This is a genomic window from Legionella massiliensis, assembly GCF_000756815.1.
GTDB lineage: Bacteria > Pseudomonadota > Gammaproteobacteria > Legionellales > Legionellaceae > Tatlockia > Tatlockia massiliensis.
Genome location: NZ_CCVW01000004.1, coordinates 642,676 through 655,949 on the forward strand (window position 1 = coordinate 642,676; position 13,274 = coordinate 655,949).

Below are 13,274 nucleotides of genomic sequence, written 5' to 3' on the forward strand. Positions count from 1 at the left end.
CTTCCATGTTGCTATCAGCCTGGTAGCGTGTTAAAAAGACTTTCCACAGGTCAAGGAGTGAATTTCAATGTCTTATTCTGCAGGTAAGCAATTCCGCTCATTGGTTAAAAACAACGCCCCTTTACAAGTTATAGGTACTATCAATGCCTATTCAGCAATGCTTGCTGAATCTGTTGGTTGTCAGGCGATCTATCTTTCTGGCGCCGGAGTTGCTAATGCTTCCTATGGCTTACCTGATTTAGGTATGACTGGTTTGGCCGAAGTTTTAGAAGATGCCAGACGTATTACTCAAGCGTGTTCACTGCCACTTTTGGTTGATGTTGATACAGGTTGGGGACATGCCTTTAATATAGCGCGAACCGTGCAGCTCATGGAGCGTACAGGCGTTGCAGCTATCCATATTGAAGATCAGGTTTTAGCTAAGCGTTGCGGCCATCGCCCCAATAAAGCAATTGTTTCTATGCGAGAGATGGGCGATCGCATCAAGGTTGCAGTTGATGCTCGTCAGGATGAAAATTTTGTCATTATGGCACGCACAGATGCCTATGCCGTTGAAGGCATGAATGCCGCAATTGAGCGCGCCCAGCTCTGCATTGAGCTTGGTGCTGATATGATTTTTCCTGAGGCGATGACGACTCTCGCTGAATATGAAACCTTCTCTAAACAACTCAACGTGCCAATTTTGGCAAATATTACTGAATTCGGCAAAACACCATTATTTACTCGTGCTGAGTTAGCTGGAGCAGGGGTTCAGCTTGTTTTATATCCACTTAGCGCATTTCGGGCAATGTCTAAGGCTGCATTCAACGTTTATCAGGCAATTATTAATGAAGGCACACAGCAGGATATGCTTGATAAGATGCAAACCCGTAACGAATTATATGAAGTACTTGGTTATAACGATTATGAAAAGAAACTAGACCAATTAATGGAGGCAGAGGATGGTCAATAAATCAACAGGCGGTTTGGCTGGAGTAGTTGCTGGTGAGTCAGCAATTGCAACTGTGGGGCAAGAGGGAAAGGGGTTAACCTACCGCGGATACTCTATTGACGATTTGGCTGCGCATGCAACCTTTGAAGAGGTAGCCTATTTATTACATTATGGGAGCTTGCCAACAAAAGCTGAGCTAGCAACATATACGGCAAAGCTAGTCAGTTTGCGCCATTTACCTGAAACCTTAAAAACCGTATTGAAGTTAATCCCTAAAAATACGCATCCCATGGATGTGTTGCGGACAGGCTGTTCTATGTTAGGAACCTTGGAGCCTGAAGAGTCGTTTAGTCAACAATATAAAATTGCAGATCGCTTACTCGCACTCTTTCCCGGAATGTTGTGTTACTGGTACGCCTACCATTTCCAAGGTAAAGAAATTAGTGGCGAAAGTGATGAACAAACAGTTGGTGGCCATTTCCTTACCCTGTTGCATGGCAAGAAACCAAGCAAGCTTGAAACTGACATGATGAATGTCTCGTTAATCCTTTATGCTGAGCATGAGTTCAATGCCTCAACCTTTGCTGCACGTGTAACAGCAGGAACTTTATCTGATTTTTATTCAGCGATTACCTCAGCGATAGGCACTTTGCGCGGACCACTACATGGTGGTGCTAATGAAGCTGCTATGGAATTAATTGAGCAGTTTAAGAGCCCAGATGAAGCAGAACATCGCCTGATGGATATGTTAGCCGCAAAGGCAAAGATTATGGGCTTTGGACATCGAGTTTATAAGGATTGCGATCCTCGCTCAGATATTATCAAGGCTTGGTCTCATAAGCTTGGTGAGTCCAGAAATGAACTGGTTTTGTTTAATATTTCAGAGCGGGTTGAAGCTGTGATGAGAAGAGAGAAGAAATTATTTCCCAATCTCGATTTCTACAGTGCTTCGGCTTATCACTATTGTGGTATCCCAACACCGTTATTTACCCCCATCTTTGTTATGTCCAGAGTAACTGGCTGGTCTGCCCATGTTTTCGAACAACGTGCTGATAATCGCTTGATCAGGCCGACTTCAGACTATACTGGGCCGGAACCAAGAAAATTTATTCCTATTGCGGAGAGAGGTTAAGATGCATTCCTATGTAGAAGACAATATTAAGCCTGATTACGACCCAGTAATTAGCGGCATAGTTGATTATGTATTAAATACTGAAATCACTAGCGCACCAGCTTATGAAACAGCAAGACTTTGCTTAATGGATACCCTGGGTTGTGGAATGTTAGCGCTCAATTTCCCTGAATGTACCAAACTGCTAGGACCTGTAGTTCCGGGTGCTACTTTAGCAGGTGGTGCGAGAGTACCGGGTACAAGCTACGAACTTGATCCTGTTCAAGCCGCATTTAATATCGGAACAATGATTAGATGGCTGGATTTCAACGATACTTGGCTAGCTGCTGAATGGGGACATCCTTCTGATAATCTAGGGGCTATTCTCGCAGTAGCCGATTATGTCAGCCGTCAAAATCTGCAAGAAGGCAAAGAAGCAATAAGCATGCAGGATGTATTGACCGCTATGATAAAAGCCCATGAAATTCAAGGCTGTTTAGCGCTTGAAAATAGTTTTAATCGTGTAGGTTTAGATCATGTTGTTTTAGTAAAGGTTGCTAGTGCTGCTGTTGCTGCTTTGCTGTTCGGCGCTGATAGAGATCAGATGTTGCGTACCTTGTCGCAGGTTTTTGTTGATGGACAAAGTCTGAGAACCTACCGACACGCACCAAATGCTGGCTCACGTAAATCCTGGGCAGCAGGGGATGCGACATCCCGAGCAGTGCGGCTAGCCTTGATTGCTGCAGCAGGCGAAATGGGCTATCCCAGTGCCTTATCTGCACCAAAATGGGGATTTTATGATGTACTCTTTGGCGGCAAGGCATTCAAATTCCAGCGCCCCTATGGTAGTTATGTCATGGAAAACGTGCTGTTTAAATTATCCTATCCTGCCGAATTTCACGCTCAAACTGCAGTAGAGTGCGCAGTTGCCTTACATCCCTTAGTAGCTGAACGCTTTGATCAGATTGCTCGTATCGAGTTAATCACCCATGAGTCAGCAATTCGCATTATTAGTAAGCAGGGTGCTTTGCATAATCCTGCAGATAGAGATCACTGCCTGCAATATATGGTCGCTATTGGCCTATTGCATGGCGATCTGCGGGCAGAACATTATGAGGATGAGATTGCGGCTGACCCACGCATCGATCAACTACGTGAAAAAATGTATGTCAGTGAAAATCTGCAATTTTCACGTGATTATCACGATCCTGAAAGGCGCTCAATTGCCAATAGCATTAAATTAGTCTTCAAGGATGGTAGCCAATCCAACTTAATCACTGTTGAATATCCTATTGGTCATCGTCGCCGTCGCGAGGAGGGTATTCCCGTGTTACTCGAAAAATTTAAACGCAATCTAGCTACTCGTTACGAGCCAGAGCAAGTTGAGAAAATATTAGAGGCGATGAATGATACTAATTCTCTTGCAGCCATGACAGTTGTTGATTTTATGGAGCTTTGGCAAGTTAGGGACTAAGGTAATCGGTCAGCCAATGGCGTCAACTTAAGAAGCAATACCTCAGGTTTGAAGGCTAGATGTCCTCTCTCACCAAGGGACACTGCCATTAAGTTAAGGAAGGTTTTGTCATTCCCGCGAAGGCGGGAAACTATTTCTAGCTAAGCACAGTGCCAATGTAGAGATGGTTTCCCGCCTTCGCGGGAATGACAAATGCCCTTAACTTAATGGCAGTGTCCCCAAGGGGAGAAGGGCATATAGCCTTCGAATGCAAGTATTATTCATTAACTTTCTTTTCAAGCTTCTTTACAAATGAGTTATTCATTAAGAGATTGCTTATCTTTCGTATCAGCCAACCGTAGGGAAAAGGAAGGGGTCTATGGAAATCAATGTAAAGAACTACTCTATCCTGAGTTGAATGATTGTACGCAGAATGAACAAACATATCGTCAAAAACAACTCCCTTTCCAAGTTCCCAATAATGCTTTATTCCATCAACTTCTAAGTAACATTGCTGACCATCAGGTATAAGAATCCCTAAATGGTAACGTAAAAAGCTTTTGCTATAACCACGATGCGGAGCAATTACAGATCCGGGGCCCAAATGAGAGAAAAAAGCATTAACGATAAACGGCATTTGACTCACCAAAGCTGCCAGAACCGGAAAGTGTTCGGCATTCCTTGGAACAATATTATTATTTAACTTGATAAATACACTGGACCAATCTAGAGAAGCATCTACTTCATCCTCTTTCATCGTACAGTCTTTGTTCCAAGGTAAATTAGTTTTTGAATTGCCCCCAAATATTCCGAGTTCAACCATAGAATGCTTCTTATTATTAAGAAGCAAATAGTTGAGGTACTCATCACGAATTAAATTAAAATTATCTTCAAATAATTTGGTATCAGGAAAAGTGAGAGTTAGATCCGGGTATGGAGTATCTTCAAATAACTTTTTACGACCCAAGTAAAATATGAATTGATTATATAAATTTAGTATTGTCAAACTGTTCATAATAGTCTCAATCGTCAAGGTTCTAATGCTTTTATAGCTTCTAAATAACCATAGTTTAATAATGCTAATTCGTCCTTTTCACTAACCTGATATATGCTGAACTCGCTTAGGCTTGGATTGATTAAAATCGTTGCATTTTCACTATTATTTTTTTCTTTCAAAGATGCGCTAAGCAACAGAGATTGTAGAAATATATCTTTCATATCAGGATAGGAGGTTTTAGTTTTAGTTCTTCTTATTTTCTCTCTAATAAAATGTAAAAAATTAACGTTTTTTGGAAAGTCATACTCGTGCTTGTCCGGGCTTAAATTGGTAAGGCTTGAGGCAATTATAGTGCTCTCAGATCCCACTAAATTATGCATTATATCAATAGGCAGGTTATTGATTATCCCGCCATCAAAATGCAATTTTTTATCAATAATATAAGGAGGCAAAATACCTGGTAGTGAATTAGATGCCATTAGGCTAGAAACTAAACTTCCTTTGGAATGAATAGACTCCTTATATAAAGACAAGTTAGCGCTTATACAAAAAAAAGAAACCCAAAGATCTTCAATATATTTTTCTTTGAATATCTCTTGTAAACCATCAATTGCTTTTGAAGATTTAAATATAGATATAAGTGGCCATGCCAAATTTCTATACTGAGTTAGTTGATAAAATATTCTGGAGAGATATCTCAATTTTTCAGTAATACTATCAATGTCTTTATCGATCGCATAACAAGCACCAATAATTGCACCTGCACTTACTCCGCTAATAATGTCAATTTCAATGTTTTTCTCAATTAATGCTTTAATAAGTCCTACATGAAACCATCCTTTGGCACCGCCGCCACCTAAAACAAGAGCATTTGTTTTACCTGATATGAAACGAAGAGTTTTCTTATAATCACTACTATTATTTTTCCTTATGTGATGATGAAGCAAGAAATCATTTTGATTAAGCCAATGGCAAGTATTAATTGGCTCCTTAACATCATCTGAGTGTAATAAAATCAATTCCAAGGGAAACTTAGAATTCTTTATAACATCTAAGGTCCTTTTATCAATTTTGTCATGAATTGAACTATCTGATAGTAAATAAATTTTTTTTATATGATGAAAACAGTTTTTATTTAATAAAATATCAATTGAATTTGTAACCACTATTAAGTGATTATATTCTTTAGCTGCAGTGTCACTTGCGTGCAATATCAAATTAATATCATCTGAGCAAATTAATTTTGTCTTTAAATTAGCAGAAATGTTAGCTTGCATAACTTTAGAAAATTCATTCAAATCAGTTTGCTTATTTGAAGAGATAATAACATGCCAATTTAAAGAGAACTCTGCAGAAATATAATCTATAGTATTTTGTGAATTAGAGATAATTATTTTCAGTATTTCTTGCATAACAGCAGGATAACTATTGCATAGCTCATTAAAATCTTTTGCCGGTAATTTAGCAAGAGTAGCTTTTGAAGTGGTTTTACATGTGAGTGTCCTGGATTTTCCTGATAAAACGCCAATTTCGCCAAATAATTTTATAGGTTTAATATGACCAATAACATGCATTTTATTATTTTTATCTAATAAATAAGTAAGAAGATCTCCCTCTATTAAGATATAGATATAGTCTGCCTGATCGCCACGATTAAAGATGATTACATCTTCTTCCAGAAAAACAAATTCAAACTTTTTTGTTAGCTCGAGTAGAGAATCCTCATCAATATTTTTGAATGCATCAATATTTTTTAAAACTTGATCTAATTGAATGTTCATATACTTTCTTTTTGGGAATTTTCTATATTTCTCTATCCTATAGTATAGATTTCATTTTTATTTTTGCTTCACAATCAGTGGGAAAAGAGCAAAGGTGTTTATATAGCGATGCGCTTGTTGCTGCATGACGGAAGCAACCTATTCGATTGCATCCAGAAGGGCTAAATACTCTTCACCTGAAACTACCTCTTTTTGCAGATAACGATTAGCAAACAATCTTAATGCAGCCTCCTTAGACTTTGATGGTTCAGCCCCTTGCATTTCTATAGCCAAAGCGAGCGCGGCATGGAGAGCAGCCATTTGTTCAACAACGCCCTTTATCGCTAAGGTTTGCAATGCGGGACTTTGGACTTTCATAGTCTTAATTTGCGTGCTCAATTGATTAATATTCTCTTGAAACAGGGTCTTATCAGCAAAACTTGCGCTAATTCTCGCCATCATTTGTTCAAGATGGTTAATAAATAAGGTATCTACTTGAAATTTTTCAATATCTCTTAGTGTTTGCATCCATAGGGTGAAATGAGTGCCTTCCCAATTCTCGCAAACGATGGCGTCTCGTAATAAGCGCGGCAAGGATGAGAAGGTTTCTATAGTGCCGTTTCCAGCCAAAATATCGAGGCAGTGGTGGATATTTTCTACAGTACGCTTGGCAGTGAAATATTTATTCAAATTTGCCAGGGTTCGCATTAAGAGCTGCTGTGTTTGGGCTTGTTCCTTATAGGGGATAACATCGAGCTTATCCTGGCACTCAGCCATAAAAAAGATACTTGCCATCATTGCAGTATTTTCTGCTTTTATTTGTGCCAATGTTTCCTTTACCAACGGATAATCAATAATCTTTTGCTGAAATGCAGAGCGGTTTAGGGCATAAGAATAAGCAACTTGCTGGGCCCGTCGCGCCATACCCAAGACTGAAAAGGCATTAAAAATTCTTGAAAGATGCAAAACATGTCCCAAAGCTAAATGAATCCCCTGATCTAATTCCCCCACGGGCTGAGCAACTGCCCCCTCAAAATCGATTTCAGCAGTCGCCATTGAGCGTGTACCTATTTTCTGTTTAAGACGTCTTAGCTTATAGTAGTTTGGTCTACCGTCAGCTAAGCGCTTTGTAATGAGAAACAGGCCTAACCCCTTGGTACCTGAGCTATTTTTATCATAACGGGCGGTAGCCAAAATCAGATCGGCATTTGCATTAGAACAAAACCACTTTTCCCCAGTGATTCGCCATTGTTGATCCTTATCCTGATAAGCCAGGGTTGCATTGGCCCCCACATCTGAGCCGCCTTGGATTTCTGTTAAAAATTGTGCGCCAGTAAAATTGTCACTAAAGGAGGGGTGGGTCAGTTTTTCCAGATAAGAGTGGGTTTGCTCTAAGTTTGAATGATTTTTTAAAACGCGAATAACGCCAGCAGAACAGGCAATCGGGCAATTATGACCTGCTTCTCCAGCATGGGAAGATAGCAAAAATAAGCTCAGCGTCTTAAGCATCTGCCCTGGTTCTAGCAGATAGTGCATAAGCCCAGAACCATAAATTAGATCCCCCGCAGCGATATAAGAAGGGTGATGAATAACCCGATCATCACGCTCACCTATAGCATTGTAATGTTCAACCCTGGGGAGGTTTGGGTCTTGATTGTTTTCTTGGACTAAGGGCTCTAACTGATAGCTAACCACATGAGCAAAACCCTGTAATTTATTGATGAAAGCTGGATCATTGGCAAAATAATATCGATAGCTGTGCATCAAATTTGATTTTTCAGTCAATATTGAATCTTTAATCTGTTGACTCCATTGACTAAAATTTCGTCGTGCTTCTTGATATTTGAGCTCGTTATCCATTATGTCTCCATTAGAATTTTCGCTTAATCCCTGCAATTGCCAATACCTTGGTAGCAATTTCCTCAATAGAGAATCGAGTGGAGTTCAGATAGGGAATATTTTCTTTTTTATACATGGCTTCAACCTCAGAGACTTCAAGGCGGCATTGCTCAAGGGAGGCATATTTAGAATTAGGGCGCCTCTCTGTTCTTATTTGTTGTAAACGCTCTGGATCAATTGTCAGGCCAAACAATTTCTTCTTATAAGGTTTTAAAGCTTCTGGAAGGATAAAATAGGTTAAATCATCGTCAGTGAAAGGGTAATTGGCTGCAAGTACACCAAAATGAAGCGCCATATATAAACAACTGGGCGTTTTCCCACAGCGTGATACACCAATTAAAATGATATCTGCTTTCTCATAGCCCCGTGTTTTCACGCCATCATCATGTGCTAAAGCATAATCAACTGCCTCGATGCGATGAGAATAGGTCTGCAAATTAGCGACTCCATGAGTACGTCCTACAGTATAGGAAGATTTAACTTGTAGCTCTTCCTCAAGAGGGCCAAGAAAAGTGTTAAATAAATCAAAGACATGAGCCTTAGCTTGATTGATAGTAGTAGCGACCTCCTGATTAATTAGGGTCATAAATATCAGAGGCTTTACGCCTTCTTCGTCATGACAGATATTGATTCGTTCAACTACTGCCTCTGCTTTCTCAACAGTATCGATGTAGGGAAGGGTTAGTTTTTCAAATTCAATATTTTCGAATTGAGTAATCAAGCTGTTGCCTAAGTTTTCGGCAGTAATACCTGTTCCGTCTGAAACCATGAAAACGTATCGTTTCATTTTTGCATCCTTTGTTTTAAATAGAAATTCTAAAAGCAAGGTTCCTTACTTGGCAAGATACCTGGCTTCTGCTATGTTCACTAATGTCGATACTAGTCAAATTATAAAGTATGATAATTTGGCATGGTTTATAGTTGTTTCACAATACTTTAATTCCAGGGTTGATAGATATGGAACAGGACCGTTACCAACAGAATAGCAAGCTTTTTGTTGTTGGTTTGATTTCTTTGTTATTGTGTTTAAGTTTAGCTGGATTTGGTTTTTATATTTTTCCTTATCTCATTTGGAATTGGGGTTATGATGTTCCCGAATTAGTTCCGAACCTTAGGGAATGGTATAAGGGAAATTATAATTTCGGTGATTCTGGTGCATCGTGGATGGTTTTTCTTACCTTCATTATTCCAGCTGTAATCTCTGGGTTCATCTCGCAGTGGGCATCCAAATACATTGAAAAACAAATGTATGGTCTCACCGAAGAAAACCCAGAAAAACATGCGGAAATGCAAAGAGACATCCAGGAAACAATTAGTTTCGGGCTAAAAATTTTCTTTCTAATCATTCTGGTTATAGTTGGAATTACCTTGGTTGAATGGTTGGTTGCTCCACCATCTATTTAAAGGAGTATCTATGTTTTTTAAACGTCGAAAAATTAAGAGATTAACAAAAAAAATAAAGGCCATGCAGGGTAACCGCGTGCATAACCAGCCACGTGATGAGGTTCTTGCAAAGGAAATAGCAATCTATCATGAACTTGGCGGTATTTATAAAGGATTGATTGGTCATAAACATTATCCCTATGCAGCCGAAATGGAAGAAGCCTGTCTGCGAGCAGCCGCGGATCTTGAAGACTCCAATGCACAATACCAGCTAGGTAAGCAGCTATTAGAAGAAGCTAAATTTCGCGATAAAGTCCAGCAAGAGGTGCTTTTTGCAAATGCTAGTAATGAACGTAATATGAACCAGCTGTACACCGAGGCAATAGTGTTTTTGGAGTCTGCTGAGAAGCTTGGTCATATTGAGGCGAGGCGTTTACATGGTCTCTGTCACATCAATGGCTGGGGGCTTCCTCCTGATAAAGATAAAGGCTTCGAACTTGTTGTACAAAGTATTGAGCAAGAAAATAGCTGGGATAGGGTACCGCAGATTTTTGCTGCAATCGGCTTGAATAAGCCTGAGTTTTTCTCTGCTTTAATGCAGCATAGAAATAAAAGTTAATTTTCGTTTCGTCATCCTGAGTGCCCCAGCCCCATTGGGGCAAACATCGATAAAGACCTCGTCATCCCGGGTCTCCTGAATACACATAAGGAGATGTCTCTCTACGTTCGACATGACGTGTACGTCTTTGGGAGAGGTACTCAGGATGACCAACCATTCAAATTGTACAAATTTTGTAGCTTGCTAATAGTGAGTATTAAAAACTAATATCAAAGACATCCGTTCCAATATGGTAACCTTTTAGGCAAATATTAAACCATTGAGGAACAACAAATGTCATCCAGCGAAATAATTGTACACAAAGAGCTAAGTAAAAAGCTGAAATCTACAGCTAGCTCCTCGTCGCTATTTACTCAATCGACTGAAGGTAGAATACACAATCTACAACATCAAGTTGCTCATGGAAGTCAGGACAGAGCAAAAGCAGTATTATCGCGCTGTGCTGATTTGATGTTTAGTAAGGGAAATTTTTCTGATAATACCAATCGCAAATTTTTTAAAGCCTCAGCCCTTCAATACGCCTGGTGGGCAAGAGATACAAGCATGTTGAATATGATGTGGAACTGCATTGTGAATGATGAGCAGCGTATTGAAATGATTAACCAAATTAAAGACGTTATGATCAATGGCTTGATCTATGAATATAAAGGTGTTGAATACCAGAAAACGCATTATAGTTTGGAATTATATATTCGCGAACTTGAGGATTTTAATTCGCTATTTAACATTTTCAAGATTGAAAATGATGAGCTGAAGCAGCACAGGCTCGATCGAATCGGGCAATTTCAGCGAGAATTTCCTGCCCATGTTCGTCAACAATATTGCAGTTTTTATGGTGCATATTTAGAGTGGGCTGTTTTTTCCAAGGAATTGAATCGCAGTTTAAAAATTCATTCACTTAATCAAGTCAGTCTGCTAGAAGAAGTAGTTGATTGGGACAGCGACCTCGATAATTTCATGCAAGCCAATAATATGCTCATTTGCTGGATTGCAAATGGAACAAGAAGAAACTTGGAATTAATTCCTATTGCAAGCAAGGCAAGCTCGTTTGATGCCTTAGATGATTCCATTCAATTCGTACGATTATTGGATAGTGAAATGTCGTCTAGTTCAAGGTGTTTTTATGAGAAAATTCAGCAACCTTTCACTCTTCAGATTGAAGAAAGTCCTCAATGTTAGAGAACCTCGAACCAGTGCTCCTCATCCGCATCTTTCTCTTCTCACCTCAGGGGAGAAGGTGCCCGAAGAGCGGATGAGGGGTATTCCAACACAAAATTGAACAAGCAGAACATGTTCTCAAGCAAGAATTGTACGATCAATTTGTGCCAAGGAATTAACCCCTGTCAAAGTCATAGCAATGCTCATTTCGCTCGCAAAAATTGTCAGTAGATTCTCAACACCAGCTTGTCCTGCCGCTGCTAAGGCATAAGCCGCGGCTCGACCAAGCAAAACGCCCTTAGCTCCTAAGGCTAACATGCGCACCACATCAAGCCCTGAGCGTATGCCAGAATCTGCAAGGACAATTAAATTATTACCTACTGCATCTGCAATTGCGGGTAGGGCTTTGACTGTTGATAGAACACCATCAAGCTGCCTTCCGCCATGGTTTGAAACGACAAGGCCATCTGCCCCAAATTTCACGGCATCACGCGCATCTTCGGGATCGAGGATCCCTTTAATAATTATCGAACCTTTCCAAAAATCTCGGACCCATTCGAGGTCAGCCCAACCCAGTGAGGGATCGAAATTATTAAGAATCCAATTCATATAATCGTCTAAACCCGTCGACTTTCCTAAATACCGCGAAACATTACCAAGTTCTAAAGGCCGTCCCTTTAGAGCAACGTCATAAGCCCAGTTTGGTTTAAAAATCGCTTGTAAGGCACGTCTTTGGCGTGACCAAGGTCCAGACAAACCAGAGTGCGCATCACGATAGCGCGCACCTGGGAGGGGCAAATCAACGGTAATAACCAAAGTAGTTACTCCGGCGGCCTGGGCTCTTTCAAGCATATTTCGCACAAAGCCACGATCTTTGAGGAAATAAAGTTGATACCAAATTGGCTGCTCACTTTCTGAAGCAACTTCTTCTAAAGCGCAAATTGACAGGGTTGAGAGTGTAAATGGGATTCCTTTTTTTTCTGCTGCCTTGGCAGCCTGAACTTCGCCACGCCTAGCATACATCCCTGTTATACCCACAGGGCTTAAAATAATTGGTAAGTCTTGCTTACGACCAAATAATTCTGTTGTTAGATTAACTTCGCCAACAGATTGTAAAACCCTTTGACGTAATTTGACTTGTTCAAGCTCAGCTGTATTCGCCTGCAAGGTATTTTCACCATAGGCACCGCCGTCAATATAGTCGAATAAGAAACGAGGTAATCTGCGCTTTGCTGCTAGACGATAATCAGAAGGAGAGGAAATAATCATAAGCAAATCCTTATGCTGCTATTGAGTTAATAACAAAAGATAGCACATCTAGTCTCAAGATGTTTAGCTTAATGAATTTCTGATATTTTAATCATATAAAATTAAATAAATATGTTAATAATTCGTTAATATTCGTATTGTAGAATCCCTCCAAGAAACGAAATATTTTACTGGAGGAATCCTATGCCAGCATTTAAATTTGAAACTAAAAAAGCAACTTTTCATATTTCTGGTGAAAAGCTTATTATTGCGCCAAAACAAACTTATTTAAAAACACGTGGCTTGGATGAGAATGGTGAATATTACATTAAAACAGAGTATTTCATTTATCCTGAGGCATCAATTGTCAACAAAAATTTGAATCAGTTGGGCTATCCTTCTACAAAAATGTCTATTGATGGAAAAGAGCATTTTTCATTTAAAAATAAAGGTGAAATTACACCTGAATTAGCCAGGATGTTCATCGCTATTTGCGTAATCCAAGATTTGGTTCCGCGAAGTGATGGAGTGAAATTTTTAGAGGATTTTATTAGCTATACTAAAGATGCAGCGAACGCTGAAAATTTTTATGTCTTCTTTGCTGATAAAGCTGAAACAACTGATAAACAACCACCATGCCTTAGTGGTGAACAATCAGCAAAATGCTCTTAAAGATAATTAGTCCGTAGCCTGGATGCTGCGAAGTGGCACCCAG

Annotated in this window: 12 protein-coding genes; 7 read left to right on the forward strand and 5 right to left on the reverse strand. The window is 39.7% G+C overall.

The window, feature by feature from the left end; genetic code table 11:
* Positions 1–67 precede the first annotated feature (67 nt).
* The 3 genes from prpB to BN1094_RS17515 are packed head-to-tail and all read left to right on the forward strand — an operon-like array spanning position 68 to position 3,516.
* Positions 68–952 carry a methylisocitrate lyase gene (gene prpB, locus BN1094_RS17505; protein ID WP_044012501.1) on the forward strand — a complete coding sequence of 295 codons (885 nt, stop codon included), beginning with the start codon at positions 68–70 and terminating at the stop codon, positions 950–952.
* A complete protein-coding gene (prpC, locus tag BN1094_RS17510) occupies positions 942–2,063 on the forward strand; it encodes a bifunctional 2-methylcitrate synthase/citrate synthase (RefSeq protein ID WP_044012502.1) in 1,122 nt (373 codons plus the stop codon). Before prpB ends, prpC begins: the two co-directional genes overlap by 11 nt.
* 1 nt (position 2,064) lies before the next feature.
* Positions 2,065–3,516 carry a bifunctional 2-methylcitrate dehydratase/aconitate hydratase gene (locus BN1094_RS17515; RefSeq protein ID WP_044012503.1) on the forward strand — a complete coding sequence of 484 codons (1,452 nt, stop codon included), beginning with the start codon at positions 2,065–2,067 and terminating at the stop codon, positions 3,514–3,516.
* 256 nt (positions 3,517–3,772) lie between these two features.
* Here BN1094_RS17515 and BN1094_RS19030 read toward each other — a convergent pair whose 3' ends face one another.
* The 4 genes from BN1094_RS19030 to ppsR all read right to left on the reverse strand — a co-directional run bounded on the left by BN1094_RS19030 (position 3,773) and on the right by ppsR (position 8,938).
* Complete coding sequence (locus BN1094_RS19030) at positions 3,773–4,510, reverse strand: aspartyl/asparaginyl beta-hydroxylase domain-containing protein (protein WP_052403364.1); 738 nt, start codon at positions 4,508–4,510, stop codon at positions 3,773–3,775.
* Between the two features lie 14 nt (positions 4,511–4,524).
* A complete protein-coding gene (locus BN1094_RS17525) occupies positions 4,525–6,273 on the reverse strand; it encodes a patatin-like phospholipase family protein (RefSeq protein ID WP_044012504.1) in 1,749 nt (582 codons plus the stop codon).
* Between the two features lie 138 nt (positions 6,274–6,411).
* Entirely contained in the window at positions 6,412–8,112 is a 1,701-nt protein-coding gene (locus BN1094_RS17530) for an acyl-CoA dehydrogenase family protein (protein ID WP_044012505.1), read from the reverse strand.
* A 10-nt stretch (positions 8,113–8,122) separates the two neighbouring features.
* The gene (ppsR, locus tag BN1094_RS17535) at positions 8,123–8,938 is read right to left on the reverse strand and encodes a posphoenolpyruvate synthetase regulatory kinase/phosphorylase PpsR (protein ID WP_044012506.1); all 816 of its coding nucleotides are present in this window, start codon (positions 8,936–8,938) and stop codon (positions 8,123–8,125) included.
* Between the two features lie 170 nt (positions 8,939–9,108).
* On the opposite strand from ppsR, the gene BN1094_RS17540 reads away from it, so the two are divergent.
* The 3 genes from BN1094_RS17540 to BN1094_RS17550 all read left to right on the forward strand — a co-directional run bounded on the left by BN1094_RS17540 (position 9,109) and on the right by BN1094_RS17550 (position 11,332).
* Positions 9,109–9,555 (forward strand): hypothetical protein, encoded by a 447-nt coding sequence (locus tag BN1094_RS17540; RefSeq protein ID WP_044012507.1) that lies wholly within the window; start codon positions 9,109–9,111, stop codon positions 9,553–9,555.
* A 10-nt stretch (positions 9,556–9,565) separates the two neighbouring features.
* The gene (locus BN1094_RS17545; protein WP_044012508.1) at positions 9,566–10,153 is read left to right on the forward strand and encodes an SEL1-like repeat protein; all 588 of its coding nucleotides are present in this window, start codon (positions 9,566–9,568) and stop codon (positions 10,151–10,153) included.
* Between the two features lie 273 nt (positions 10,154–10,426).
* Positions 10,427–11,332, forward strand: a complete 906-nt coding sequence (locus tag BN1094_RS17550) for a hypothetical protein (protein WP_044012509.1) — start codon at positions 10,427–10,429, stop codon at positions 11,330–11,332.
* Positions 11,333–11,449: 117 nt separating this feature from the next.
* Here the strand turns inward: BN1094_RS17550 and lldD are convergent, their stop codons facing one another.
* On the reverse strand, positions 11,450–12,580 hold the full coding sequence (gene lldD, locus BN1094_RS17555) for an FMN-dependent L-lactate dehydrogenase LldD (RefSeq protein WP_044012510.1): 1,131 nt from the start codon (positions 12,578–12,580) through the stop codon (positions 11,450–11,452).
* A gap of 183 nt (positions 12,581–12,763) precedes the next feature.
* Here lldD and BN1094_RS17560 point away from each other — a divergent pair, with 183 nt between their 5' ends.
* Positions 12,764–13,231, forward strand: a complete 468-nt coding sequence (locus BN1094_RS17560; protein WP_044012511.1) for a hypothetical protein — start codon at positions 12,764–12,766, stop codon at positions 13,229–13,231.
* Positions 13,232–13,274: the final 43 nt, after the last annotated feature.